Source organism: Streptomyces sp. TRD_SC_5 (genome assembly GCF_056836825.1).
This window is the reverse complement of sequence record NZ_JBWZZS010000001.1, coordinates 579,119-603,894: the sequence shown is the minus strand read 5'-3', so window position 1 is coordinate 603,894 and position 24,776 is coordinate 579,119. Positions and strand designations below refer to the sequence as shown.

The 24,776-nt window shown below is 70.7% G+C and carries 26 protein-coding genes; 20 read left to right on the top strand and 6 right to left on the bottom strand.

The annotated features are described in order from the left end of the window. Nucleotides 1-13: 13 nt before the first annotated feature. From mmsB to AC1P0E_RS02845, 6 genes are all read right to left on the bottom strand, one after another. Entirely contained in the window at nucleotides 14-1,252 is a 1,239-nt protein-coding gene (mmsB, locus tag AC1P0E_RS02870) for a multiple monosaccharide ABC transporter permease (RefSeq protein WP_482740565.1), read from the bottom strand. A gap of 5 nt (nucleotides 1,253-1,257) precedes the next feature. Further along, nucleotides 1,258-2,802 (bottom strand): multiple monosaccharide ABC transporter ATP-binding protein, encoded by a 1,545-nt coding sequence (gene mmsA / locus AC1P0E_RS02865; RefSeq protein ID WP_482740564.1) that lies wholly within the window; start codon nucleotides 2,800-2,802, stop codon nucleotides 1,258-1,260. Continuing rightward, the gene (chvE, locus tag AC1P0E_RS02860) at nucleotides 2,802-3,908 is read right to left on the bottom strand and encodes a multiple monosaccharide ABC transporter substrate-binding protein (RefSeq protein ID WP_482740563.1); all 1,107 of its coding nucleotides are present in this window, start codon (nucleotides 3,906-3,908) and stop codon (nucleotides 2,802-2,804) included. Before chvE ends, mmsA begins: the two co-directional genes overlap by 1 nt. A 6-nt stretch (nucleotides 3,909-3,914) precedes the next feature. Then, complete coding sequence (locus tag AC1P0E_RS02855; RefSeq protein ID WP_482740562.1) at nucleotides 3,915-4,916, bottom strand: hypothetical protein; 1,002 nt, start codon at nucleotides 4,914-4,916, stop codon at nucleotides 3,915-3,917. 447 nt (nucleotides 4,917-5,363) lie between these two features. Further along, the gene (locus AC1P0E_RS02850) at nucleotides 5,364-6,377 is read right to left on the bottom strand and encodes a zinc-dependent alcohol dehydrogenase (RefSeq protein ID WP_482740561.1); all 1,014 of its coding nucleotides are present in this window, start codon (nucleotides 6,375-6,377) and stop codon (nucleotides 5,364-5,366) included. After that, nucleotides 6,374-7,522: a mandelate racemase/muconate lactonizing enzyme family protein gene (locus AC1P0E_RS02845; RefSeq protein ID WP_482740560.1), complete on the bottom strand. Its 1,149-nt coding sequence runs from the start codon at nucleotides 7,520-7,522 to the stop codon at nucleotides 6,374-6,376. The genes AC1P0E_RS02850 and AC1P0E_RS02845 overlap by 4 nt, the downstream gene beginning before the upstream one ends. 204 nt (nucleotides 7,523-7,726) lie before the next feature. On the opposite strand from AC1P0E_RS02845, the gene AC1P0E_RS02840 reads away from it, so the two are divergent. The 20 genes from AC1P0E_RS02840 (at nucleotide 7,727) to AC1P0E_RS02745 (ending at nucleotide 24,751) form a co-directional block, all read left to right on the top strand. Continuing rightward, entirely contained in the window at nucleotides 7,727-8,497 is a 771-nt protein-coding gene (locus AC1P0E_RS02840; protein WP_482740559.1) for an IclR family transcriptional regulator, read from the top strand. Continuing rightward, complete coding sequence (locus AC1P0E_RS02835; RefSeq protein ID WP_482740558.1) at nucleotides 8,494-9,348, top strand: SMP-30/gluconolactonase/LRE family protein; 855 nt, start codon at nucleotides 8,494-8,496, stop codon at nucleotides 9,346-9,348. Before AC1P0E_RS02840 ends, AC1P0E_RS02835 begins: the two co-directional genes overlap by 4 nt. A gap of 109 nt (nucleotides 9,349-9,457) precedes the next feature. Continuing rightward, on the top strand, nucleotides 9,458-10,558 hold the full coding sequence (locus AC1P0E_RS02830) for an NADH:flavin oxidoreductase/NADH oxidase (protein WP_482740557.1): 1,101 nt from the start codon (nucleotides 9,458-9,460) through the stop codon (nucleotides 10,556-10,558). Nucleotides 10,559-11,078: 520 nt separating this feature from the next. Beyond that, a complete protein-coding gene (locus AC1P0E_RS02825; protein WP_482740556.1) occupies nucleotides 11,079-11,900 on the top strand; it encodes a sensor histidine kinase in 822 nt (273 codons plus the stop codon). Between the two features lie 11 nt (nucleotides 11,901-11,911). Further along, nucleotides 11,912-12,589 (top strand): response regulator, encoded by a 678-nt coding sequence (locus AC1P0E_RS02820; protein ID WP_482740555.1) that lies wholly within the window; start codon nucleotides 11,912-11,914, stop codon nucleotides 12,587-12,589. A gap of 172 nt (nucleotides 12,590-12,761) precedes the next feature. Further along, nucleotides 12,762-12,884, top strand: coding sequence for a lasso RiPP family leader peptide-containing protein (locus AC1P0E_RS02815; RefSeq protein WP_482740554.1), 123 nt, complete (start codon nucleotides 12,762-12,764; stop codon nucleotides 12,882-12,884). A gap of 171 nt (nucleotides 12,885-13,055) precedes the next feature. Further along, on the top strand, nucleotides 13,056-13,970 hold the full coding sequence (locus tag AC1P0E_RS02810) for an ATP-binding cassette domain-containing protein (protein WP_482740553.1): 915 nt from the start codon (nucleotides 13,056-13,058) through the stop codon (nucleotides 13,968-13,970). 2 nt (nucleotides 13,971-13,972) lie between these two features. Then, nucleotides 13,973-14,743, top strand: coding sequence for an ABC transporter permease (locus tag AC1P0E_RS02805; protein ID WP_482740552.1), 771 nt, complete (start codon nucleotides 13,973-13,975; stop codon nucleotides 14,741-14,743). Nucleotides 14,744-14,904: 161 nt separating this feature from the next. Continuing rightward, the gene (locus AC1P0E_RS02800; RefSeq protein ID WP_482740551.1) at nucleotides 14,905-15,033 is read left to right on the top strand and encodes a lasso RiPP family leader peptide-containing protein; all 129 of its coding nucleotides are present in this window, start codon (nucleotides 14,905-14,907) and stop codon (nucleotides 15,031-15,033) included. Between the two features lie 116 nt (nucleotides 15,034-15,149). Then, entirely contained in the window at nucleotides 15,150-15,281 is a 132-nt protein-coding gene (locus AC1P0E_RS02795; RefSeq protein WP_482740550.1) for a lasso RiPP family leader peptide-containing protein, read from the top strand. A gap of 126 nt (nucleotides 15,282-15,407) precedes the next feature. After that, nucleotides 15,408-17,276, top strand: a complete 1,869-nt coding sequence (locus AC1P0E_RS02790) for an asparagine synthase-related protein (RefSeq protein WP_482740549.1) — start codon at nucleotides 15,408-15,410, stop codon at nucleotides 17,274-17,276. Continuing rightward, complete coding sequence (locus AC1P0E_RS02785; RefSeq protein ID WP_482740548.1) at nucleotides 17,273-17,533, top strand: lasso peptide biosynthesis PqqD family chaperone; 261 nt, start codon at nucleotides 17,273-17,275, stop codon at nucleotides 17,531-17,533. Before AC1P0E_RS02790 ends, AC1P0E_RS02785 begins: the two co-directional genes overlap by 4 nt. Then, the gene (locus AC1P0E_RS02780) at nucleotides 17,530-17,991 is read left to right on the top strand and encodes a lasso peptide biosynthesis B2 protein (RefSeq protein WP_482740547.1); all 462 of its coding nucleotides are present in this window, start codon (nucleotides 17,530-17,532) and stop codon (nucleotides 17,989-17,991) included. Before AC1P0E_RS02785 ends, AC1P0E_RS02780 begins: the two co-directional genes overlap by 4 nt. Then, complete coding sequence (locus tag AC1P0E_RS02775; RefSeq protein WP_482740546.1) at nucleotides 17,988-18,959, top strand: ATP-binding cassette domain-containing protein; 972 nt, start codon at nucleotides 17,988-17,990, stop codon at nucleotides 18,957-18,959. The genes AC1P0E_RS02780 and AC1P0E_RS02775 overlap by 4 nt, the downstream gene beginning before the upstream one ends. Nucleotides 18,960-18,962: 3 nt before the next feature. Then, entirely contained in the window at nucleotides 18,963-19,859 is an 897-nt protein-coding gene (locus tag AC1P0E_RS02770) for an ABC transporter permease (RefSeq protein WP_482740545.1), read from the top strand. Between the two features lie 99 nt (nucleotides 19,860-19,958). Next, on the top strand, nucleotides 19,959-21,179 hold the full coding sequence (locus AC1P0E_RS02765; protein WP_482740544.1) for a sensor histidine kinase: 1,221 nt from the start codon (nucleotides 19,959-19,961) through the stop codon (nucleotides 21,177-21,179). Next, nucleotides 21,176-21,850, top strand: a complete 675-nt coding sequence (locus AC1P0E_RS02760; protein WP_482740543.1) for a response regulator — start codon at nucleotides 21,176-21,178, stop codon at nucleotides 21,848-21,850. The genes AC1P0E_RS02765 and AC1P0E_RS02760 overlap by 4 nt, the downstream gene beginning before the upstream one ends. A gap of 49 nt (nucleotides 21,851-21,899) precedes the next feature. Continuing rightward, complete coding sequence (locus tag AC1P0E_RS02755; RefSeq protein ID WP_482740542.1) at nucleotides 21,900-23,102, top strand: FAD-dependent monooxygenase; 1,203 nt, start codon at nucleotides 21,900-21,902, stop codon at nucleotides 23,100-23,102. An 81-nt stretch (nucleotides 23,103-23,183) separates the two neighbouring features. After that, entirely contained in the window at nucleotides 23,184-23,963 is a 780-nt protein-coding gene (locus AC1P0E_RS02750) for a hypothetical protein (protein WP_482740541.1), read from the top strand. Further along, a complete protein-coding gene (locus AC1P0E_RS02745; protein WP_482740540.1) occupies nucleotides 23,963-24,751 on the top strand; it encodes a hypothetical protein in 789 nt (262 codons plus the stop codon). Before AC1P0E_RS02750 ends, AC1P0E_RS02745 begins: the two co-directional genes overlap by 1 nt. Nucleotides 24,752-24,776: the final 25 nt, after the last annotated feature.

Sequence of the window (24,776 nt, the reverse complement as noted above, 5' to 3'; positions counted from 1 at the left end):
GTTGTGAACGGAGTTATGAACCGACCTTGCGCTTGTTCCATACGTCGAACCCGACCGCCGCCAGCAGCACCAGACCCTTGATGACCTGCTGGTAGTCGGTGCCGATGCCGACGAGCGACATACCGTTGTTGAGTACGCCCAGCACCAGGCCGCCGATGATCGCGCCGAAGACCGTGCCGACGCCGCCGCTCATCGACGCGCCGCCGATGAACGCGGCGGCGATCGCCTCCAGTTCGAAGTTGACCCCGGCCTGCGGTACGCCCGCGTTCAGCCGGGCCGCGTACACGACACCGGCCAGGGCGGCGAGCACGCCCATGTTCACGAAGACCAGGAACGTGACGCGCTTGTCCTTGACGCCCGACAGCTTCGCCGCCGCCTGGTTGCCGCCCAGCGCGTAGACATGCCGGCCGACGACCGCGTTGCGCATCACGAAGCCGAAGCCGATCAGCAGCACCGCGAGCAGCAGGAGCACCACGGGTACGCCCCGGTAGCTGGCCAGCGTCAGGGTGAAGGCGAGCACGGCAGCCGCCATCGCCACGCACTTGGTCAGGAACAACGACCGCGGCAGCACGTCGAGTTCGTAACTGAGCTGCCTGCGCCGGTCGCGCACCTCCTGCGCCAGCGCGCAGACGAGCAGGACCAGACCCAGCAGCAGAGTCAGGTTGTGGTAGTTGGTGTCCGGGCCGAGGGACGGCAGGTATCCCGTGGAGATCTTCTGGAAGCCCTCGGGGAACGGGCCGATGGAGCGCGAGCCGAGGAAGATCTGCGTACCGCCGCGGAAGAGCAGCATGCCCGCGAGCGTGACGATGAACGACGGGATGCCGACGTACGCGATCCAGAAGCCCTGCCACGCTCCGGCGACGGCTCCGATGACGAGCGCGATCACGGTGGCGAGCACCCACGGGATGTCGTGCTCGACCATCATCACCGCGCACGCGGCGGACACGAACGCGGCCAGTGAGCCGACCGACAGGTCGATGTGGCCCGAGATGATGACGATCATCATGCCGATGCCGAGGACCAGGATGTAGCTGTTCTGGAGGACCAGGTTGGTGACGTTGTTCGGCTGGAGGAGTACGCCGTCGGTCCAGATCGCGAAGAGCACGACGATCAGCGCGAGCGCGATGAGCATGCCGTACTGGCGCATGTTGCGGCGCATGGTTTCCAGCAGCAGCGTGCTGACCGCGGAACCGCGCGGTCCGGGCGGAGCGGCTTGCCGCCCCGGCTTCTCGGTGGTGACCGGGCTGCCCATCTCACTTACCTCTTGTCCATGGTCATGTGGCGCATCAGTACTTCCTGTGTCGCGTCCGCGCGCGCGATCTCGCCGGTCAGCCGGCCGGCGGACATCGTGTAGACGCGGTCGCACATGCCGAGCAGTTCGGGGAGTTCGGAGGAGATGAAGACGACGGCCTTGCCTTCGGCGGCGAGGCGGTCGATCACGCTGTAGATCTCGAACTTGGCGCCGACGTCGATCCCGCGCGTCGGCTCGTCGAGGATCAGCACATCGGGCCCCGCGAAGATCCACTTGCTGAGGACGACCTTCTGCTGGTTGCCGCCGGAGAGCCGTCCTACCTGCTCGAAGACCGTCGGCGCCTTGATGTTCATGCTGCGGCGGTACGACTCGGCGACCCTGGTCTCCTCGTGCCCGTCGACGATGCCGCGTCTGGCGACCTTGGGCAGGGCGCTGAGGGTGATGTTGCGGCCGATGGTGTCGATGAGGTTGAGGCCGTACTGCTTGCGGTCCTCGGTGACGTACGCGATGCCGTGACCGATCGCCTCGGGGACGGTCCTGGTGCGGATCTGCTTGCCGTCCTTGAGGACGGTGCCGCTGATGTTCCTGCCGTACGACCGCCCGAAGACGCTCATCGCGAGCTCCGTACGCCCGGCTCCCATCAACCCCGCGATGCCGACGATCTCGCCCCGCCGGACCTGGAGGGAAACGCCGTCGACCACCTTGCGCTGCTGGTCGATGGGGTGGTGCACGGTCCAGTCGCGGACTTCGAGGGCAGGGTGGGCACCGGGCTCGCCGGTGTACGCCGTCCGTTCGGGAAAGCGGTGGTCGAGATCGCGGCCGACCATGCCGCGGATGATCCGTTCCTCGGTGGTCTTTGCCGCCTTGACGTCCAGGGTCTCGATGGTCCGGCCGTCGCGGATGATGGTGACCGAGTCGGCGACCTCGGCGATCTCGTTGAGCTTGTGCGAGATGATGATCGAGGTGATGCCCTGTTCCTTCAACTCCAGGATCAGCTGGAGAAGCTGGGCCGAGTCCTCGTCGTTGAGCGCGGCGGTCGGCTCGTCGAGGATCAGCAGCTTCACCTCCTTGGCCAGCGCCTTGGCGATCTCCACGAGCTGCTGCTTGCCGACCCCGATGTCCGCGACACGGGTCTGCGGATGCTCGCGCAGGCCGACGCGCTTGAGCAGCGCCGCCGCGTGCTTGAGGGTCTCGTTCCAGCTGATGACCCCGCGCCGGGCGTGTTCGTTGCCGAGGAAGATGTTCTCGGCGAGGGAGAGGTACGGCACCAGGGCGAGCTCCTGGTGGATGATCACGATGCCGTGCGCCTCGCTGGCGCGGATGTCCTTGAAGGCGCAGTGCTCGCCGTCGAAGAGGATGTCCCCTTCGTAACTGCCGTGCGGGTGTACGCCGCTGAGGACCTTCATCAGCGTCGACTTGCCGGCGCCGTTCTCCCCGCAGACGGCATGGACCTCGCCGCGCGCGACGGTCAGCGTCACGTCGGAGAGCGCCTTGACACCGGGGAAGGTCTTGACGATCGAGCGCATCTCCAGGACCGGCGGCCCCGCCATCAGAGGTCGCTCGCCTTGATGTAGCCGGAATCGACCAGTACGGGACGGTAGTTGGTCTTGTCGACACTGACCGGGTCGAGAAGGAAGGACGGCACGACCTTCTTCTCGTTGTTGTACGTCTTGGTGTCGTTGACCTCGGGCTTCTTGTCGTTCATTACGGCGTCGGCCATCTGCACGGCCTGCTTGGCGAGCGCCCTGGTGTCCTTGTAGACGGTCTGCGTCTGCTGCCCGGCGATGATCGACTTCACCGAGGCGACCTCGGCGTCCTGGCCGGTGACCACGGGGTACGGCTTGGCCGCCGTACCGTAACCGTCCGACTTGAGCGCGGACAGGATGCCGATGGAGATGCCGTCGTAGGGGGAAAGGACGGCGTCCACCTTCTCGGAGCCGTACGCCTTGGTCAGCAGGTCGTCCATGCGCTTCTGCGCGGTCCCGCCGTCCCAGCGCAGCGTTGTGACCTGGTCGAGCTTGGTCTGGCCGCTGCGGACGACGACCTGCTTGCTGTCGATGTACGGCTTCAGGGTCTTCCAGGCGCCCTGGAAGAAGTAGCCGGTGTTGTTGTCGTCGGGGGAGCCGGCGAACAGTTCGACATTGAAGGTCTCTTTCTTCTTGCCGTCCTTCAGGCCGAGCTTGTCGATGATGTACGTCGCCTGGAGGACGCCGACCTTCTCGTTGTCGAAGGACGCGTAGTAGTCGACGTTCGGGGTGCCGAGGATGAGGCGGTCGTAACTGATCACCCTGACGCCCTGGTCGGCTGCCTGGCGCAGTACATCGCCCAGCGCGCGGCCGTCGATGGCGGCCACCACCAGCACGTCCACGCCCTTGGTGATCATGTTCTCGATCTGCGAGACCTGCTGGTCTACGTCGTCCTCGCCGTACTGCAGATCGGTCTTGTAGCCGAGCTTCTTGAACTGCTCGACCATGTTGTTGCCGTCGGCGATCCACCGTTCCGAGGACTTCGTCGGCATCGCGATGCCGACGGTGCCGTCCCCCGCGGACTTCTTCTCGTTGCTGCCGCCCTCGGCGTTCTGGCCGCAGGCGGCGAGGGAGAGGGCGAGCGCGGTGGTGGTGAGGGCGGTTGCGGCCCGGGATATGCGTCGCGTCATGACGGATCAGTCCTTCGTGGGGGTGGTGGTGGTGGCGGTCGTGGCGGTGGTGGGGAAGCGGTGGAGGGGGCCGGGGAGGCGGGAGCCGAGCGGGGACATGCCGCCGGCCGCGCCGTGCCGGGCGAGCAGATCGAGTACGAGGCGCCCGCGGCGTACGCGCTCGCGGGCACCGGCCAGTGCGGTGTCGCGGAGTTGGGCGCCGTACGGATAGATGCCGGGCGACTTGGACAGTCCGAACTTGAGATACAGCGGCGCGCCGCGTCGGATCAGCTCCGCGACCTCGTACATCCGGATGTAGCCGCCGAGGTCGTCTGGCGCCTCCACGTAAAGGTCCATGGGGGCGCGGCTGACCCGGCGGATCTCGGTGAAGTGGGTGAGCGTGAGGTCGGAGGGGATGTTGACGGAGTCGGCGCCGAGCCGCTCGTACACGGCGTACGAAGCGGGATTGACGGGGCCGATCAGCGCGGACACCTTGAGTGTGGTGTCGGCGGGCAGCAGTCCGTCGGCGCGCAGCCGGTGCAGTGTCCACAGCACGCCCTCGTCGGCGACGAGCAGGCACTTCACCCCCAGCGCGGTCGCGCGCAGGGCGTCCTCGACGCATCCGGCGAGTGCGTCGTGCCCCCGGGCCCGCAGGCCGGCTCCGCCCGAGTCGCTGCGGGTGGCGGCGCCGATGTCCCAGGTGCCGCGCGGTCCGGTGAACAGGCAGAGCTCGATGTCGCGTTCGGCGCAGGACTCCACCATTTCGGTGATGTCGGCGTCGGTGAGCATCCAGACGCCGCTGCCCTGGCTGATGCGGTGGATGGGGAGGTCGAGGCGCGCACTCTCCTTGAGTACGACGGCGAGCGCCTCGGGGCCTTCGACGGACGGGACCTCGGTGCGCCAGGTGCCGCCGTCGGGGAAAGCGTGGGGAGAGGTGTCGGCGGGGTTGTCGTCGGGTGTGGGATGGCCGATGCGGGCGAGGGCGTCGGCGCCGGGGTGCCGGGGGGCTGGGGCTGACGGGGCGGTCACGAGGCTCCTTGGTTCGGTATTTCGGACGAGGTTCGATTCGGTGAGTAAGGGACGGTGGGGTGGGGACGGTGGGCATTTCCCCTGCCCGCCCCTCCCCGCAACTGGGCGCAAGCCCCCAGGCCATTTCGGGTGCGGCAACTGCCGCGTGGCGCTGAGGATTCGGCGTACGACACCTGGCGGTGGTAACCGCAGCCGTTCGGTGGGTACGGCGACTTGTCGGTACTTGCCGGAGCCTCTCCGGTGCGCGGCGGCTTTCGGGGACCGCTCGGTGCGGAAAGTCCTTCGGCGTACTCCGCCAACTTCGGGTACGGCCACCCCCTTCCGACGTCGCAGTCCTTCGCCGTCCGGGAACCCTTCAGCCCGTCCGGCATTTGAGGACCGGGGCCTGGGGCGGAGCCCCGGTTGTGGGAAGGGGCGGGTAGGGGAAAGAAACGCCCCCGGCCACCCCTACGGCCGCAGCAGGACCTTGCCCACCTTCGGGTCGCCGCCCCCCACAAGCGCCACCGCATCGCCGAATTCCTCCAGTGGAAACTCGTGCGTGATCAGCGGCCCCGGGTCGATCAGTCCCGCGCCGAACGCCCGTACGGCGAACGACCACGCCGACGACGGCGCCCCGAAGACGGACCGCACGCTGAGCTGGCTCAGCGACAGGTGCACCGGGTCGATGCCCGTCGCTCCCGGCGCGAACATTCCGGTCAGGACCACCCGGCCGCCCCGCCGGGCCAGCAGACACGACGAAGCGGCAGTGGAAGGCGCTCCGGCGGTCTCGACGACCAGGTCGTACCGTCCCGCGAGGTCACCCCCCTCCTCCGGCGTACGCGCATCGGTCGCCCCGAACTCCAGCGCCTGAGCCGCCCGTTCCGCACGCGGGTCGAAAACCGCCAGCTCACCGGGGTTCGACGCCGCCAGCAGCTGCACGGCCAGCAGCCCCAGCGTCCCCGCGCCCACCACCGCCACCCGCTCGCCCGCCTCCGCCCGTCCCGCCCGCACGGCGGCAGCCACCACCGCGGCCGGCTCCAGCAGCGCCGCGGCCCGCAGGTCGGCGTCGTCGGCGAGCGGATGCAGCAGCCGGGCGGGAAGGGCCACATGGTCGGCGAAGGCGCCCGGCCGGGTGAAGCCCGTCTCGTCGTACCCGGCCGTGCACAGCGACGTATCGCCGCAGCGGCACCGCTCACAGGTGCCGCACGCCCGGAATCCCTCGGCCACGGTCTTGCGCCCGACCAGCCCCGCGTCGACACCCTCGCCCACCGCCTCGACGGTCCCGGACCACTCGTGCCCGGGAACCACCGGATAGCGCACGTACGCCGCGTCGCGATGGCCGTCGTACACCTCACGGTCGCTCATGCAGATCCCGGCCGCGGCCACCCGTACCAGGACCTCGCCGGGTCCGGGTTCGGGACGTGGACCCGTCACCAACCGGTGTTCGCCGGGCCGCTCGATCACGACAGAACGGCTGCTCACTTCGGCTTCCTCTGCTCCCAGCCCTCGGCCCACAGGTCGAACCTGGCCTGCTGCTGGGGGAATTCGGCCGCCGCCGCGACATCGAGCTCTACGCCGAGACCAGGGGCGTGGGACACCTCGAAGTAGCCGTCGACCACCTCGGGCGCTCCGCGCACCACCTTCTTGATCTCCGCGTCGGCGAAGTCGTTGAAGTGCTCAAGGATCTTGAAGTTCGGGGTGCAGGCGGCCAGTTGGAGGCTGGCGGCGGTCAGCACCGAGCCGCCCACGTTGTGCGGGGCGATCTGCACGTAGTGCGTCTCGGCGGTCGCGGCGAGCTTCCTGGCCTCCAGGATGCCGCCGACATGGCCGAGGTCCGGCTGGATGATGTCGGCGGCCTGCGACTCGAACAGCTCGCGGAACTCGATCCGGTCATGGATGCGCTCCCCGGTGGCGATCGGCATGTCCACCTTCGTGGCGACCTTCTCCAGCGCCTTGAGGTTCTCCGGCGGGACCGGTTCCTCCAGCCAGGCGGGCCCGAAGGGCGCCAGCTCGCGGGCGAGGCGCACCGCCGTGGCGGGGGAGAAGCGTCCGTGCATCTCCAGCATCAGCTCGGTCTCCGGGCCGATCGCGTCCCGTACGGCCTCGATCAGCGACACCGCGTAGAGCGTCCCGGCGTGGTCGAGCTCGTAGTGACCGGTGCCGAACGGGTCGATCTTCAGCGCGCGGTAGCCCCGGTCGACGACCGCCTGAGCGGCCTTGTGGTACGCCTCGGGGGTGCGCTCGGTGGTGTACCAGCCGTTGGCATACGCCTTGACCTTGTCGGTGACCTTTCCGCCGAGCAGCTGCCAGACCGGCACCCCGAGCGCCTTGCCCTTGATGTCCCAGCAGGCCATCTCCACGACGGCGATGCCCGACATGACGATCTCGCCGGCCCGTCCGTAGTCGCCGTACTTCATCCGGCGGACCAGGTCCTCGACGGCGAACGGGTCCGATCCCGCGATGTGGTTGGCCTCGGCCTCGCGGAGGTAGCCGAGCAGCGCGTCGGTGTGGCCGAGCATCCGGGTCTCACCGACACCGGTGAGGCCTTCGTCCGTATGGACGACGACATAGGTGAGATTGCGCCAGGGTGTCCCGACGACATGGGTGCTGATTCCCGTAATACGCAAGGCAGTTGTCCCTTGGGGTGTGTTCGAGATTTCGTCACACGTTCGAAATGCTGGCGTGACCGTAATCAGGAGCTCCAGGGGGTGTCAATGGCTTGCGCACCGTGAAGCGTTGACCATTGCCGTGCGAACGAACCTGTGGTTAGCCTGTGTTCGTCATACCGGCCAATGGTCGGAGTTTCGAACGGATGGGGTGGGTGGCCGATCATGGGACGACTGGTCCCGGCGGTGACGAGGTCGCTGGACATACTGGAGCTGTTCCTGGAAGGGGACGGCACGCTCTCGGCGCCCGACGTCACCCGCAAGCTCCAGCTGCCGCGCACCACGGTGCACGAGCTGCTCACCACGCTCGCCGCCCGCTCCTACGTGGTGCCCGTTCCCGATCAGCCCGGCCGCTACCGGCTCGGTGTGCGCACGTACCAGCTCGGCAGCCGGTACGCGGAACAGCTCGATCTCGCCGCGGAGGGGCAGCAGGTGGCCCGGGAAGTGGCCGAGACCTGCGACGAGACCGTCCATGTCGCCATCCTGGAGGACGCCGACGTCATTTACATCGCCAAGGTGGACTCCACGCACGCCGTCCGGATGGTGTCCGCCGCCGGCCGCAGGCTGCCCGCCCATTGCACCTCCGTCGGCAAGATGCTGCTCGCCTCGCTGCCGGAGGGGGAGCTCGACGCGCGCGTCGAAGGGCGGGACCTCGCCGCCATGACGCCCAACAGCATCACTGATCCGGACGATCTGCGCACCGCGCTGACCGAGATCCGGGAGCGCGGTCTCGCCTTCGAGCACCGGGAGTCGAACCCGGACGTGAGCTGCGTGGCCGCGCCGGTTCGCGACAGCGCGGGCCGGGTGGTCGCCGCGCTGTCCATCTCCGTACCCATGATCCGGTGGAGCGAGGCTCGGGAGGCGGAGCTGGCCGAGCTGGCGGCCAAGGGCGCGGGTGACCTGTCGGTCCGCCTCGGTCACCGGGTCCGGTCGTGAACGCAGGGGGCGTGGAGGTCGCGGTACGGGAACGGGCGTGGCTCGGCGAGGGGCCCACCTGGGACGCGGCCGCAGGGCGGTTGATCTGGGTGGACATCCTGTCCGCGCGCGTCCACACCTACGACCCGGTGAGCGGCCGTCGTACGGTCATGACCACCGAACAGCATGTCGGCGCGGCCAAGCCGCGGGCGGGCGGCGGCCTGGTGGTCAACCTCCGCGACGGAATCGGCCTGTACGACGCCGGCCTCGCCTTCTCCTGGCTGGTGCGCGACCCCGTGGCCGGCCGGCGCGGCAATGACGCGGCGGTCGCCCCGGACGGGGCGCTGTGGGCGGGGACGATGCGGTACGACGAGGCGCCGGGCGGCGGAAGTCTCACGCGGATCGCCCCGGACGGCACGGCGGCGCGGGCGGTGGACGCCGCTGTCAGCAACGGCACGGGCTGGAGCCCGGACGGGCGCCTCATGTACTACGCCGACTCGCCCACCCGGCGTATCGACGTCTTCGACGTGGCCGGCGAGGGGGAGCGCGTCACCAACCGGCGCGCGTGGGTGCGCATCGAGGAGGGGGCAGGCTACCCGGACGGCCTGACCGTCGACGCCGACGGCTGTGTCTGGGTGGCGCTCTGGGACGGTGCGGCGATCCGCCGTTACGCGCCGGACGGGCGGCTCGACAAGATCGTCGAACTTCCCGTACGCCGCCCTACGGCCTGCGCCTTCGGTGGCGCCGGCCTGCGTGATCTGTACGTCACGACCGCCCGGACCGGGCTCACCCTCCCGCACCCGTTGGCCGGCTCACTGCTGGCGCTCCCGGACGCGGGCCGGGGCCTGCCGGGCACGCCCTTCGGTGGCTGACCGGACCCGTTGTACGAAAGGCTTCGTAATTTCACGGTCGTCGTAGTACGGTGTGTCTCGTACTAAGCGAAGTCGATCCAGCTGCACCAGCTGAAACGGAGTCCTTCTCGTGAGCGCCCTCTTCGAGCCCTACACCCTGCGATCGCTGACCATTCCCAACCGCATCTGGATGGCACCCATGTGCCAGTACAGCGCGGAGGTGTTCGGCCCGAACGCCGGAGTCGCGAACGACTGGCACTTCGCCCACTACGCCGCCCGCGCCGCCGGCGGTACCGGCCTGATTCTGGTGGAGGCCACGGCGGTCACCCCGGAGGGCCGGATCAGCCCGGCCGACCTGGGCATCTGGAACGACGCGCAGGTCGAGGCGTTCCGCCGCATCACGGCGTTCCTCGAGAGCCAGGGCACCGTCCCGGGCATCCAGCTGGCGCACGCCGGACGCAAGGCGTCCACCGACCGCCCCTGGCGCGGCGGTGCCCCGATCGTCGCGGACGACCCCGAGGCCTGGCAGGCCGTCGCGCCGAGCCCGTCGCCGTACGGAGAAGGGCATCCCGTACCCACCGAGCTCACCACCGGTCAGATCCGCGAGATCGTCGGACAGTTCGCGGCCGCCGCGCGGCGGGCCCTCGCGGCCGGTTTCAAGGTCGCCGAGATACACGGGGCGCACGGCTACCTGATCGGAGAATTCCTCTCCCCGCACAGCAACCACCGCACCGACGAGTACGGCGGTTCCTTCGAGAACCGCACGCGGTTCGCCCTGGAGGTCGTGGACGCCGTGCGCGCGGTGTGGCCCGAGGAGCTGCCGCTGTTCTTCCGGATCTCGGCCACCGACTGGCTGACCGAGAACGCCGAGGACGAGCGCAGCGGCTGGACCGCCGACGACACCGTCCGCTTCGCCCGTGAGCTGCGGGCGCACGGGGTGGACCTGCTCGACGTCTCGACGGGCGGACTCGCGCCCCGCGCGCGGATCCCCGTCGGCCCCGGCTACCAGGTGCCGTTCGCCGAGCGGGTCCGTACCGAGACCGGACTGCCGGTCGCCGCGGTCGGCCTGATCACCGACCCGGTGCAGGCCGACAAGATCCTCGCCGACGGTCAGGCGGACGCCGTACTGCTCGGCCGGGAACTGCTGCGCGACCCTTCGTTCGCCCGCCACGCCGCACGCGAACTCGGCGGTGAGGTGCACACGCCCGACCAGTACGGCTGGGCGATCTGAGAATCCCCCCGGGGCGGGCGCGGTGACCGCCGTGCCCGCCCCGGGAAGCGGTGAGCAAGCGCTCCAGCCGGGAAAGAGGATTCTCGGGGACGTCCGCGCGGAGATTCTCTTGAGGGTACTGGTCGGTATTAACAAACCGACTGGATGAACCGGTCGACGGAAGCCCCCGAGGAAGCCGGTTATGCGTCCGACCGGATTTCGGTGAACGGACGCTTTTCGGCCGTGTCGTATCCGCCGCCCATGGGCCGGCCGGGAACGTCGTCCGCGCGACCTGGACCACTCCGCACCGGGCCCGCCGCCCGAACTGCCGCCGTCCGCAAGGGGAATGCGACGGCCCGGCCACCGCGCCCGCCTCCACGATAGTCCGATTACTATCTCCCTTCGGGTCGGTTCCGGGCGTTAGTTTCAGGCGCATGAGAAATCAACGGGGCTATGCGGTTGCAGGGGAACGGAATTCGACGATAAAACGGACGACGCACCCTCACTTCCTCTCCACTTGTTGCGGGCCTGCATGAGGGGCGTGTCCGTCGGAATTTTCCTGGCCCTTCTCGCGTCGTTCACCGTCATGCCGAGACCCGGCCAGTTCAACGTCGCTTTCGCTCTGCTCACCGTCCTGCCGCTGCTGGGCCTCCTTTGGCAGGGCGTCGACCATCTCCGGTACCGGTGGCGCCCCCGGCAGGCCCAGGTGTGGGTCCCCCAGCTGCATGACCGGGTGGTGGCCGCCCGTGAGGACGAGCGCAGCAGGCTCCGGGTCGACCTGCACGACAGCCTCGGCCCCGCGCTCGCCGGCATCAGGCTCCGGCTCGACGTCGCCGCCACGCGGGTCGCCCAGCCGTCCGCCCGGAGGCTGATCCTCGACGCGGCCGCCGAGACCTCCCGCACGGTCGACGACATCCGCCGCATCATCGATGATCTGCGCCCCCCGGACCTGGACGGAGCGGGCCTGCCGGAGGCGCTGCGGCGGCTGGTGAGCCGCATCGACGCCGACACCTCACTCACGTTCCGGACGGAGCTGCCCGACTCGCTGCCCGATCCCGAGGTCTCCTTCGCCACCGAGCTCGCGGCGTACCGCATCGCCTCGGAAGGGCTGACCAACGTCATGCGGCACGCCAACGCGCACACGGCGACCGTACGTCTGACGGCCGACAGCGGCTGGCTGGTCCTGGAAGTGATCGACGACGGTGTCGGGCCACCCGGCAGCGGCGCCCGGGACCAGGGGGTCGGGCTGACCTCGATGGCCCGGCGCGCCGCGGAGATCGGCGGACACTGCGAAGTGCTGCCGCGTACGGACGTCGGGGCGGGGACGCTCGTCCGGGCAGTGCTGCCCAAGGCGGCCGTATGAATGGCGGCCGCATGAAGGACGGACGTGCGCGCACCCGGCTGTTCCTCGTGGACGACCATCCGCTGTTCCGGGCCGGGGTGCGCCTGGCCGTGGAGGACGCGCAGGACATGGAGGTGGTCGGCGAGGCCGACACGCAGGAGGGCGCGATCCGGGCTCTGGTGGACGAACAGGTCGACACAGACGTCGTCCTGATGGACTTTCAGCTGCCTGCCGGCGGCTCGGGCATCGTGGTTGCCGCCGCCATCGCCGCCGCCCGGCCGGACAAGGAAGCCCCCCGGGTGCTGATGATGTCGGTGAGCGAGGACGACGACGCGGTCGTGGCGGCACTGCGCGCGGGAGCCCACGGCTACCTGGTCAAGGGATCTCCGCGGGACGAGCTGCTCAGGGCCGTACGTACCGTGGCGGGTGGCGGAGCCGTGTTCAGCCCGACCGTGGCCGGGCGGCTGAGCACGTACTTCTCCGCCGTTCACGAGCTGCCGAGCCGGGCGGCCTTCCCGCAGCTCACCGAACGGGAGCGGCAGATACTCGACCTGATCGCCCGGGGCAACACCAACCGGCAGATCGCGCGCGAACTGGTGCTCGCCGAGAAGACCGTGCGCAACCACGTGTCTCACGTGTTCTCCAAGCTCCAGATCACCGACCGGGCGTCGGCCGTCGTACGCGCCCGCGACGCCGGCCTGGGCGCGTGACGACGCGTGGCGCGGCGGACCGGCCGCCAAGTCCGGGACCCGGAAGGGCTCATGGCCCCAAGAGCCCGGGACGACGGGAGTCCTACGTTGTGAACGACAGCGCGGGGCGGGTCGCCGGCTTCGATCCGGCGGCCCGTCCTTGCCCATCTTGCATACGAAGGATGGTGATCGCATGGCTGCGTACGAGGAGTACGAGACCCCCGAGCTCGTCGAGATCGGCGAGTTCTCCGACCTGACCCTCGGCTGGGACAACCAGTGCGTGGACTGGTACGGCGGCGGTGCCTGGGTCTGCTGAGACCCTCGCTGAAACGCATGCAGGGCCGGCGACGGCCCGCACCACCCGGCGGCGGTGGAGGGTGACCCCCTCCACCGCCGCCGGCCCGTTCCGCCGCCGTGGCCTCGGTCCCGGGGATGACATTCTCCAGCCCGATGTGAGGAGGCACCGGCCTGAACAAGGGTGAGGGACATGATTGAGGTACAGCAACTGACCAAACGCTACGGGGCGACCCTGGCGGTCGACAGGCTCTCCTTCCGCGTGGAGCCGGGCCGGGTGACCGGCTTCCTCGGACCCAACGGCGCCGGGAAGTCCACGACGATGCGGGCCATGCTCGGCCTCGACCGTCCGACGTCCGGCCAGGTTCTCATCGACGGCCGGCACTACCGGCAGCTGTCGCAGCCGCTGCGGAAGGTCGGTGCGCTGCTGGAGGCCAAGGCGCTGCACGGCGGCCGTACGGCCCACGCCCATTTGACGGGCCTCGCCCGCAGCAACCGTATCCCCGCCCGGCGCGTCGACGAGGCCCTGGAGGCCGTCGGGCTGAGCAGCGCGGCACACAAGCGCACCCAGGAGTTCTCGCTCGGCATGGCCCAGCGCCTCGGTGTCGCCGCGGCGCTCCTCGGGGACCCGGGCGTACTGCTGCTGGACGAGCCGGTCAACGGCCTCGACCCGGAAGGCATCCTGTGGATCCGCGGGCTGATGAAGAGGCTCGCCGGCGAGGGACGTACGGTCTTCGTCTCCAGCCATCTGATGAGCGAGATGGCGCTGACCGCCGACCACCTGATCGTCATCGGCAGGGGGCGGCTCCTCGCGGACACCTCCGTGGACGAGTTCATCGCGCGCAACTCCCGTTCGTACATCCTGATCCGCACGCCCGAACCGGAGCGGATGCGTGACGCACTGACGAAGGCCGGCATCGAGACCGGCAACGGGCCCGACGGGGTGCTTGAGGCAGTCGGCGCGAGCCTGCGGACGGTGGGCGAGCTCGCCGCCAGAAACCGGGTGACGGTGCATGAGATCAGTCCTCGTACAGCCTCCCTGGAAGAGGCCTTCATGCAACTGACCGCGAACGAGGCCGACTACCGCGCGGACGAGGAGGTGCGTTGACGATGGCGGACACCAGCGCGGCCGTGGCCTTCGAATGGACCAAGATCCGGACGCTGCGCTCCACCCTGTGGAGCCTGGTCCTGTGCTTCCTCGTGAGCGTGATCATCGCGCTGCTCTTCGGATACGTCCTGCGGGGCGCGTACGACGACATGAGCGCGGAGAGCAAGGCGAACTTCGACCCGGTCGGCTCCGGCTTCAACGGGCTGCGGCTCGGCATGATCTCCCTGGTCGTCTTCGGTGTGCTCACGGTGTGCGCCGAGTACTCGACAGGCACGATCCGCAGTTCGCTCAGCGCCGTGCCCCGGCGTGGCGTCTTCTACGCGGCCAAGGTGCTCACCGGAACCGCGATCGCCCTCGTCGTCTCGACGGTGGTCGTGGTCGTCACCTTCTTCACCGCCCAGGCAGCCATCGGCGGCCCGCACAACGCGTCGGTCTCCGACGACGGGGTGATGCGCGCGATGGTCGGCTCGATCCTCTACATGACCCTGATCTGCGCGTTCTCCATGGGCCTCGCGACCGTACTGCGCAGCCCGGCACTCACCCTGGGCATCCTGGTGCCCCTGTTCTTCATGGTCTCGGAGATCCTCAACAACCTCCCCGGGGTGCGGAAGGCCGCCCAGTTCCTGCCCGACGCGGCCGGCGGGATCATCATGCGCAGGGAGCCGCAGGACGGCACGATCCTCACCGCGTGGAGCGGCATGGCCGTGCTCGCCGCCTGGGTCGCGGTTTCCCTGCTCGCCGGATACCTCGCGCTGCGGCGCAGGGACGCCTGAGGGCGAGAAGGCCCGTACGCGGGACCGGGACGGGACAGTGTGCCCAAGAGCCCGGGACGTCAGGCGGCCTACGTTGTGCGTGACCAGGGAGTACGGAGTGCGACGGCATCGCTGCCGAGGAAAGCCGGGCTCCCGACCGCCTGAGAAAAGGATGGTGGAACATGGCCACGTTCGAGGAGATCTACGAGCCGCCCGTGCTCGTCGAGGTCGGCGACTTCTCCGAGCTCACGCTCGGCGGGGGCCCCTGCGACCAGGTCGACTGGTTCAACGGGGACGCCTGGATCTGCTGAGGCCCTGACGCGGGGCGGTGAGACCCGCCACGCATGCGGCGGCGGAGTGGCAGCGGCGGCGCACGCCGACGCCCTTCGCCGCCACTTCCTGATCGCCGGAGCGAGGAAGGGGGAGCATGCTCCTGCCCGTGTTCGAGGAAGGGTACGGGCCGCCGCAGCTCGTCGAGGCCGGTGACTTCGCCGACGTGACGCTGGGCGTCGGCAACGACTGCGCCGACTGGGTCGGCTGGGGCTCCTGGGTCTGCTGAGGACCGGACGCGCGGCGGTTTCGGCCGCCGCACCTCTGCTTGGTGCGCGTCGTCTTCGGCGTGCAGTCCGCTCGGCACAGGCCACTTGGCGCGCTGTCCACGTGACCCGCTAGCAAAGAAGGGGACATGGAGTTTCTGGTTCTTCCCGACTGCCCGTCGGCGGGCCCCGTCGCGCGGGCGGCGACCCGCCCCGGTGCGCGGACGGTCCCGCACGCCTCCGGCCGGCCCTGGCTGATCGGGCAGTGGGCCGACGACGAATGCGTACTCGTACGCAGCGGACCGCGCAGCCTCGCGCTGCTCGGCAGGACCCGCGCGGAGCAGGGTCCGCTCACCCGCGCACTGGCGAACGCGGGCTCGCCGCATGCTCTGGACGCCGTCGCCCGCCGCCTCCCCGGCAGCTTCCACCTCGCCGCGTCGTTCGACGGCCGGACCCGCACCCAGGGCTCGGTGTCCACCGCCCGCCAGGTCTTCCACACCCGCATCGGCACAGTCTCTGTCGCCGCCGACAGCCCCGGCGGCCTCACGCCGCTGATGGACCATCCACGACTCGACGAGGACGTCCTCGCGCTGCAGTTGCTGCTCCCCGTCCCCTGGCCGCTGGCCAGGGCATCGATATGGGCCGGCATCGAGACCCTGGACGTGGGCTGCTGGCTGGACGTGCGAGCCGATGGCCAGGCGCGCACCGTGCGGTGGTGGCTCCCGCCGGAGGCCGCCACGCCGCTGACCAAGGCCGCGGACGCGATACGTGAGGCACTCACCGACTCCGTGGCGGTACGGGCGGCCGGGCAGGACGTCATCAGCGCCGACCTCTCCGGCGGCCTGGACTCCACGAGTCTGTGCTTTCTCGCCGACGCGAACGCCAACGCCTACGCCAACGCGACCACCGCCGGCCCCCGGCTGATCACCCATCACTGGCAGCCGAAGGACCGGGCCAACGAGGACACCTCCTGGGCGCGCCGGGCCGCCACCCTGATGCCGTCCGCCCACCACCGTTTCGCGGACCCGCTGGAAAGCCCCGAATGGTACGAGGCCACCCCGCACCGGGACGGTGCCCGGGACGACGCCGAGGGCCCTCTGGTGTGGACCCGCAACCGGGCGCACACCGAAAGCCTCGCGCGGACCGTCGCGGCGGACGGATCCTCCCGGCACCTTCTCGGCGTCGGCGGGGACGAACTCTTCGGCGTCGCCCCGCAGTTCCCCTGGTCCCTGATCCGCAGCAACCCCGTTCGGGGGCTGCGGACCGTGCGCCGTTTCCGGTCGGTCAACCGCTGGCCGCTGGGCGCGACCGTGCGGTCCGTCGCCGACCGCGGCGGCTTCGGCCGGATGCTGGCCGAAGCCGCCGCGCGGATCGACGCCCCGCCGCAACCCCGCTTCACGCCGCCGCTGGGCTGGGGACGCGGCGACCCGAGAATGCCCACCTGGGCCACCGGTGACGCGGTTGCGACCGTACGACGGCTGATGCGCGAGGCCGCCGGGAGCCGGCCACGGCCGCTGCACCCCGACCGGCTCCAGCACCAGACGCTGGAAGTCACCGTGCTGAGCGGGCAAGCCGCCCGCCAGCTCAATCGCGCGCTCCGTCCGCTCGGCGTCGAGTTCGAGACACCGTTCATGGACGACCGCGTCATCGAGGCAGCGCTGTCCGTGCGGGTTCTCGACCGCGTGGCGCGAGGGCGCTACAAGCCGGTCCTGACCACAGCGCTGCGCGGCGCCGTCCCCGATTCCGTACTCGACCGCCACGACAAGGGGTCCTTCGGCCAGGAGGCGTACGAGGGCCTGTACCGCAACCGGGAGCGGCTCTCCGAGCTGTGCACGGATCTGCGGCTGGCCGAACTCGGCCTGGTGGACGCGGCGGCCCTGCGCGCCGCGCTGTACCGGCCCATGCCCGACACCCGTCAACTCGGCCCGTTCGAGAACACCCTGGCCTGCGAGACCTGGCTGCGTTCCCCCAGCGCCGTCGCTCCGCATGCCGTTTCCCCCGCGGGAGGAACGCGATGACGTACACCATCGGACCGGAAGTGGTCGCGACCGACGTCGAGGACGGCCTGGTACTGCTCGACCAGCGCAACGGCCGCTACTGGCAGCTCAACCGGACCGGCGCTGCCACCCTGCGGCTGCTGCTGGACGGCCGGTCGCCCGACGAGGCCGCGGTGACCCTGACCCGAGGCCGCCCCGAGGCCGGCGAGCGCGCCCGCGCCGACGTGAAGGCGCTGCTGGCCTCCCTGGTCAAGGCCTCTCTGGTGGTGCGCTCATGACGATGCCCGTGGTCTCGGAGCGGACCGCCCGGCTCAGCTGGCACCGGCACATCACGGCCCGCTGCGCGGTCGGTACGGCCCGGTTGCTGACGAAGCTGCCCCCGCGGCGGCTGCGCCGTGTGCTGCGCGCCGTCTCGCGCGGCGCCCGGCCGGCCACGGCGGCGCTGACGCTGGACGCCCGTACGTCCGTGGTGTCGGTGAGCGCCTGGTGCGCCGGGCAGGGATGCCTGGAGCGCTCGGTCGCCACCGTGCTCCTGGCCCGGCTGCACGGCGGCTGGCCGGACTGGTGCACAGGCGTGCGCACCCAGCCGTTCCGGGCCCACGCCTGGGTGGAGGCCGAAGGCCGGTCGGTCGGTGAGCCCGGCGACACGACCCTGTTCCACACGGTGATGAGCGTCCGCCACCCGGCAGGTCCGGGAGCGACGGCCGGTTCCGCGCCCCTCGGGGACAAGCGGTGAGCGCCGGGCACGCCGTCCTCGCGGAAGGGCTGCGCAAGACGTACGGGACCCATGAGGCCGTGGTCGACCTGGACCTCGCCGTCGGCGCGGGCCAGACCTACGGCTTCCTCGGCCCCAACGGCGCGGGCAAGAGCACCACCATCGGCATGCTCTGCACCCTGCTGCGTCCCTCGGCCGGACACGCCGAGGTCGCCGGGCACGACATCCGGCGCGAGCCGGACGAGGTGCGGCGCAGCATCGGCCTGGTCTTCCAGGAGTCCACGCTGGACGGCGAACTCACCGCAGAGGAGAATCTCCGCTTCCAGGCGGAGCTGTTCGGCATACCACGGCAGCGGGCCCGCGCCTCCATCGCCGAACTGCTCGGACTGGTGGAGCTGACGCACCGCCGGGACTCGCCCGTACGCACATTCTCGGGCGGCATGCGGCGACGGCTGGAAATCGCCCGCGGCCTGCTGCACACACCGCGCGTGCTCTTCCTCGACGAGCCCACCACCGGTCTCGACCCCCAGACCAGGGTGGCCATCTGGGAGCACCTGCACCGGCTGCGCGCCGAGCAGGAGATCACGCTCTTCCTCACCACCCACCACCTGGAGGAGGCCGAGCACTGCGACCGGATGGCCATCATGGACGACGGCGAACTGGTCGTGGAGGGCACCCCCGCGGAGCTCAAGGCGGTGGTCGGGGCCGACTTGGTGCGGCTGCGCACCGGCGACGACGGGGCGGCTGCCCGGGCCGTACGGGACCGGTTCGGCCTGGAGGCGGAGGCCGGCCCGGACGGAGTGCGGCTGCGCGCCAAGGACGGCGCCGGATTCGTACCCCGCCTCTGCGCCGAACTCACCGTCCCCGTCCACTCGGTGACCGTGACCCCGCCCACCCTCGACGACGTGTTCCTGCACTACACCGGCCGCACCATCCGGGAAGCCGACGGCGACCCGGCCGGCCCGGCCGGCTTCGGACCGAGGAGGTAGCACATGGCGCGCACCGAGGTGGGCAGCGTGGAAACGGCCGAAGCCGGCGACGCGGCGGCCGCCAAGGCCCCGAGCGGCCGGCCGCCCGGGACGTCCGGCGGCCGCGCCGCCCGCGACGTACGCACCGTCGTGGTGCTGTGGCGCCGCGAGACGATCCGGTTCAGCCGCAACAAACTGCGCATCGGTATGGGCATGCTGACGCCCCTGATGTTCCTGCTGGTGCTCGGTACGGGCCTGAACTCCACCATGTCGGGCGACAGCCTGCGCAACTTCCGGACGTTCCTCTACCCCGGCGTACTGCTCATGTCGGTGCAGGCACCCGCCATCGCCGTGGGCGCGTCCATCGTCTGGGACCGGCGCTCGGGCTTCCTGCGTCAGATGCTCGTCGCCCCGGTGCGGCGCAGCGCGATCCTGTTCGGCACCTGCCTCGGCGGCGCGACCTCCGGCGCCGTGTACGGACTGCTGGTGCTGATCCTCGCGCCCGTCGCGGAGGTCCCGTACGACCTGGGGCTGCTGGTGGTCCTCCTGGAGCTGGCCCTGGTGTCGTTCGCCTTCACCGCGCTGGGGGTGGCGGCCGCTGTCTGCATCACCAGGCCCGAGACGTTCCAGGTCGCGGTCAGTCTCTGCATGATGCCGCTCTTCTTCCTCTCCGGAGCGATGTTCCCGGCCAACGGGCTGCCCGGCTGGCTGGGCACGGCGGTGAACGTCAATCCGCTCACGTACGCGGTGGACGCGCTGCGCCGCACCATGCCCGGGGACGGCGCGGCCATGGGGAGCCGGTCGGCGAGCCCCGAGTGGTGGGGATGGACGCCACCGGTGCTCCTGGAGGTGGGACTGGTCGCGGCGCTGGCCGTGCTGGCGCTCACGGCCGCCACCCGCAGGTTCTCGCGGGTCGAGTGATCACCGCACCGCACGGCGTTCACCTGCGAGGACTCGTACCCGGGACTGTCATCCCGGAGATGGAAGTACCGGGACAACCCGCGCGGTTAGGGTCGGAGAATGGATCATCCGGAAGCACGACCGCTCTTCGGACGGCGCCTGACCGCGCCCCAGCTGATCGCCCTGGACTGCCTGGCCGCCGTGGCGTACATGGCGCTGCTCCTGGCGCTGCGGCACACCCAGGCCGAGCCGGGGCCCTTGCGCGCGGACCTCCCCGACGCCCTGGCCGACGCACTCGTCCTCGCGACCGGGACGCCGCTCGCCGTACGACGGCTGTGGCCCCTGCCGGTGCTCGCGGTCGTCCTCGTGACGTCGGTGGCGTCGGTCGTGCTCGACGCGGCGAAGGACCCGTTCCTGGCCGTCGCCTTCGCCCTCTACCCGGTCGCGCTGGCCGGTCCGGGCCGGCGCTGGGTGCCGGCCGTCGCGGCCGCGCTGCCCGGCTTCGCCGGGATGATCGCGACGGAGCCCCGTACGACGTACTCGTACTGGTGGCTGGAGGGGCCGGGGCTGATTCTGTCCGGCTGGGCACTGATCGGCGGAAGCTGGGCGCTGGGCACCGCTGTACGGGAGCGCCGTGCCTACGCGGCGCGCGCCGCCGAGCAGCTCGCCGAACGGGCGGTCGCGGAAGAGCGGCTGCGGATCGCACGGGAGCTGCACGACATCGTCGCCCACAGCGTCGGTGTGATCGCCGTCAAGGCCGCGGTCGCCAACCATGTCGTCAGCACCCGGCCCGAGGAGGCGAGTGAGGCCCTGCGCGTGATCGAGACCACCAGCCGCGGCGCGCTGCGCGAGATGCGCCAACTGCTCGGCGTACTGCGCTCGTCGGAGCCCGAGGGCCCGCCGGGCGGTGATCTCAGCCCGGTGCCCGGCCCCGGCGGCCTCGACACCCTCGCGCGGAACGCGACCGCGGCGGGCCTGCGGGTGGATCTGGATGTCCACGGTCTGGACGAGCTGCCCGAGGCAGTCGGCCTGACGGTCTACCGCATCGTTCAGGAGGCGCTGACGAACGCCGTCAAGCACGCGGCACCGGCGGACTGCCGGGTCGTGATCAGAAGAGACGCCCACGAGGTGAGGATCGACGTGACCGACGACGGAACCGGCGCCCGGGACAGGGCCGCGCCACCGGGGCCCGCCGGCGGGCACGGACTGATCGGCATGCGGGAGCGCATCGCGGTGTACGACGGCGACTTCGCCGCCGGCCCGCGCCCCGGGGGCGGCTTCACGGTGGCCGCCAGGCTGCCCTTCGTCCCCGCCCTCGACGACCGGGGGGCCACCGCATGAGCGAGGACGTGCGCGTACTGGTCGCCGATGACCAGGCACTGCTGCGCGGCAGCTTCCGCGTACTGATCGAGGCCGAGCCGGGCCTCACCGTGGTGGGCGAGGCGGGCACCGGTCTGGAGGCGGTACGCGCGGCCGGGCTCCACCAGCCCGACGTCGTACTCATGGACGTCCGGATGCCGGACCTGGACGGCATCGAGGCCACCCGGCAGATCTGCTCCTCCCCGGCCATGTCCGGGGTCCGGGTCCTCATGCTGACCATGTTCGACCTTGACTCCTATGTGTACGCGGCGCTGCGCGCGGGAGCCAGCGGCTTCCTGCTCAAGGACACGCTGCCCGGTGATCTCCTCTCCGCTATCCGGGTCGTGGCCTCCGGAGACGGCCTGCTGGCCCCGTCGGTGACCCGCCGGCTCATCGCGGAGTTCGCCCGCGGCCCCGGACCCGCGCAGCCGTCCGCCCGTGAACTGGCCGCAATCACGGACCGCGAGCGCCAGGTCCTGACGCTCGTCGCCCGGGGGCTGTCCAACAACGAGATCGCCGACCGGCTGTATCTGGGCCTGCCGACGGTCAAGACCCATGTGAGCCATCTGCTGACCAAGCTCGACAGCCGTGACAGGGCCCAACTCGTCATCGTCGCCTACGAGACGGGGCTGGTTTCCGCCGGATCGCGCTGATCCGTGAGCCGCGGCCGCAGTGACACGATCCTTACGCCGAAGGGGAATCATGCTCAACGCGCCACGGACCACCCGCGTCGCCGTCGCCGTCGTCGGCGCCGGAACAGGCGGGCTGGCCGCCGCCACCGCACTGCTGCGCAAGGGCGTGGCCGTCGAGGTGTACGAACAGGCCCCCGAGCTCCGTGAAACCGGAGTGGGCATGCACCTGGGCCCCAACGGAGCCCGGATACTGCGCCGCTGGGGCCTCGGGCCACAGCTGGCCCGCACGGCGGTCCGGCCCGAGGCGCTGGAAGTACGCGGCGGACAGGACGGCCGTGTCCTCACCCGGCAGCCGATGGGCGACGCCTGGGAGGACGAGTACGGCGCACCGCATCTCACCGTGGAGCGCGCCCGTCTGCAGGCGGTACTCGCCGCGCGAATACCCCGGGACCGGATCAACCTCGGTGCGAAGCTGGTCTCCTTCGACGAGAGGCCCGACAGGGTGAGGCTGCGGTTCGCCGACGGACGCACCGCCGAAGCCGGGCTCCTCGTGGCGGCCGACGGTGTCCACTCCGTCGTCCGGCGCGCTGTGGCGGGCGACGAGCGGCCCGTCTTCTCCGGGTCGAGTGCGTTGCGCGGCACGGTGCCCGCCGAGCGGCTGCCGGGGCTGGCCACCGACACGATGTACATCTGGGTCGGCCAGGACGCGCGCATGCTGTGCTACCCGGTCGACGGCGGCCTGCGCTTCACCTTCGTAGCGGTCGTCCCCGAACGGCACGGGCGCCAGGAGTCCTGGAGCGCGTCCGGCGAACGCAGGGAACTGGCCCGGGCGTTCGCCGGCTGGAGCGACCAGGTGCGGGCGATCGTGAACGCGGCGGGTGAGACCGGCCGCTGGTCCCTGTACGACCGCGAACCGCTGCGGAGCTGGGGCCGGGGCCGCTTCGCCCTGCTCGGCGACGCCGCACATCCGATGCTGCCGCACCACGGGCAGGGCGCCGGGCAGGCCATCGAGGACGCTGTGGCCCTGGCTCACTTCCTCGACGGAACCCCGCAGGGTCTGCGGCGGTACGAGGACTTCCGCCGGCCGCACGTCACCCGTGTACAGCTCGGCTCCCGTGGTGGCGGATCGCTGCGCCTGAAGGCCACGCGGTCCGGGGGCGCTCCGGCCGGCGGCGGAGGACTCGCGCAGCTCGTCGAGGACGTTTCCTGGGTCCACCGCTATGACGTCGAAGCGGCCCTGGCGGCCCTGGAAGGCGTACGCGCGAACGTATAGGCGACCTACCGGAATACGTATAGGGGCCGGTCCTAGCCTCCGACACGAAGGAAGCGGAAGCAGGAGGAAGGACGGCCCCACGTGTCTTCACAGGTCAACCGACGACAGCTCCTGAGGGTCTCGCTGGGAGCGGCGGCCGCGACAGCGGTGGCGACAGCGGGCGCCCCGGCGGCGACGGCAGCCGGGCACCACGGCACCGAGTTCCCCGACGTACCGGGGATGAGCGGCGACCGGAGAGCGAACGAGTTCTGGTACCGGCTGGACGACGCGACCCTGTTCAACTCGGCCCAGGAGGTCAAGGACGCGTACAAGGCCCTCAACGCCTACCTCGGAAACCTCGAGCGCGACCTGCGCCAGAAGTGGTTCGCGCTCGTCAAGTCGCCCGACTACCCCCGCGACTTCACGGAGTTCGTGACACCCGTGAAGCAGCCGCTCGAAGTGCTGTCGCGAACCCAGCTGGGCGTCTTCGACCGTTACTACGGGCGCCGCCACCACCGGCTCGTCGAGGCGTTCGGCTGGTTCGGCGAGGGCGTGCTGTACGACCCGCGCAGCCGCCCGCCGTACCTCGTGCACACCATGAACACCGTCAACAACCAGCCGCCGCCCGGCTATCACACCTGGTACGTCTACATGCGCGCCATGATGATGCTGGGAATCGACACCCGGCGCTGGGAACGCGTCGCGCCGGCACTCGGCTTCGCCTGGGCGATGCAGAGTGCCGCGAAGCCCGCCCAGGACAGGATCAACCCGCCGCTGCCGCGCCGGACCGTGCGCAAGCTCGCCGCCACCTGGCTGGTCAAGGACATCGACCGGCTCGACCGGGACTTCCAGTCCTTCCCGCTCCCCGAGGGGATGAGCTGATGGCCGGGCCGGGGCGGCGAACAGTCCTGCGGGCGTCGCTGGGCGCGACGGCCGCGACCCTGCTGGCGACGGCGGGCGCGCACCCGGCCGCCGCGGCCGGCCTCCACGGAGGCGGGGCCCGGGACCCCCAGCTCCCCGCCATTCCGGGCATGCAGGGGGACCGCCGGGCCAACGAACTGTGGTATCTGCTCGACCAGGCGACCCTCTACCACCCCTCCAAGGAATTCACCGACGCCTATCTCGCGCTCGTCTCCGCCTTCGGCAAGGGCTGGGACAGGACGTGGCTCAACACATGGCGCGAGATGGTGAAGTCGCCGGACGGCTACCGCCGGAACTTCACCGGGTTCGTCGCCCCGGGCCGGCAGCCTCTCGAGGTCATGTCGCGTGTCCAGCTGGAGGTGTTCGACGCCGTCTACCGGCGGAGCGATCCCCGGCTCGTGGACGCCTTCGCCTGGTTCGCGCAGGGCATGCTGTACGACCCGCGCACCAAGGCACTGCACATCATGACGGGCCGCCCGCCCGGCGGTTACCCGGTCTGGCACGTCGTCATGCGGGCGATGATGTTCCTGGACATCGACGCCCGGCGCTGGGCGCGCTTCGCCCCGCTCAACGCGTTCGGCTGCGCCGTCCAGATGCGGGCGGACCCCGATCTGGTACACGTCAACCCGCCCCTGCCGGACAAGACCGTGCGGAAGCTGGCGGCCCACTGGCTGCCGCGCGGCCCGCGCAGGCTCGACATCGACTTCCAGTCCTTCCCGTACCCCGAAGAGCCGCCCCAGCAGAGCTGACGCCCCCAGGACCGCCGAGGAGAGA

Coding starts and splice junctions, on each gene's coding strand:
- mmsA (WP_482740564.1), bottom strand. CDS start 2,802: ATGGCGGGGCCGCCGGTCCTGGAGATGCGCTCGATCGTCAAGACCTTC.
- AC1P0E_RS02840 (WP_482740559.1), top strand. CDS start 7,727: ATGGGACGACTGGTCCCGGCGGTGACGAGGTCGCTGGACATACTGGAG.
- AC1P0E_RS02770 (WP_482740545.1), top strand. CDS start 18,963: ATGGCGCGCACCGAGGTGGGCAGCGTGGAAACGGCCGAAGCCGGCGAC.
- AC1P0E_RS02745 (WP_482740540.1), top strand. CDS start 23,963: ATGGCCGGGCCGGGGCGGCGAACAGTCCTGCGGGCGTCGCTGGGCGCG.
- AC1P0E_RS02780 (WP_482740547.1), top strand. CDS start 17,530: ATGACGATGCCCGTGGTCTCGGAGCGGACCGCCCGGCTCAGCTGGCAC.
- chvE (WP_482740563.1), bottom strand. CDS start 3,908: ATGACGCGACGCATATCCCGGGCCGCAACCGCCCTCACCACCACCGCG.
- mmsB (WP_482740565.1), bottom strand. CDS start 1,252: ATGGGCAGCCCGGTCACCACCGAGAAGCCGGGGCGGCAAGCCGCTCCG.
- AC1P0E_RS02815 (WP_482740554.1), top strand. CDS start 12,762: ATGGCTGCGTACGAGGAGTACGAGACCCCCGAGCTCGTCGAGATCGGC.
- AC1P0E_RS02795 (WP_482740550.1), top strand. CDS start 15,150: ATGCTCCTGCCCGTGTTCGAGGAAGGGTACGGGCCGCCGCAGCTCGTC.
- AC1P0E_RS02755 (WP_482740542.1), top strand. CDS start 21,900: ATGCTCAACGCGCCACGGACCACCCGCGTCGCCGTCGCCGTCGTCGGC.
- AC1P0E_RS02760 (WP_482740543.1), top strand. CDS start 21,176: ATGAGCGAGGACGTGCGCGTACTGGTCGCCGATGACCAGGCACTGCTG.
- AC1P0E_RS02820 (WP_482740555.1), top strand. CDS start 11,912: ATGAAGGACGGACGTGCGCGCACCCGGCTGTTCCTCGTGGACGACCAT.
- AC1P0E_RS02765 (WP_482740544.1), top strand. CDS start 19,959: ATGGATCATCCGGAAGCACGACCGCTCTTCGGACGGCGCCTGACCGCG.
- AC1P0E_RS02800 (WP_482740551.1), top strand. CDS start 14,905: ATGGCCACGTTCGAGGAGATCTACGAGCCGCCCGTGCTCGTCGAGGTC.
- AC1P0E_RS02810 (WP_482740553.1), top strand. CDS start 13,056: ATGATTGAGGTACAGCAACTGACCAAACGCTACGGGGCGACCCTGGCG.
- AC1P0E_RS02805 (WP_482740552.1), top strand. CDS start 13,973: ATGGCGGACACCAGCGCGGCCGTGGCCTTCGAATGGACCAAGATCCGG.
- AC1P0E_RS02790 (WP_482740549.1), top strand. CDS start 15,408: ATGGAGTTTCTGGTTCTTCCCGACTGCCCGTCGGCGGGCCCCGTCGCG.
- AC1P0E_RS02785 (WP_482740548.1), top strand. CDS start 17,273: ATGACGTACACCATCGGACCGGAAGTGGTCGCGACCGACGTCGAGGAC.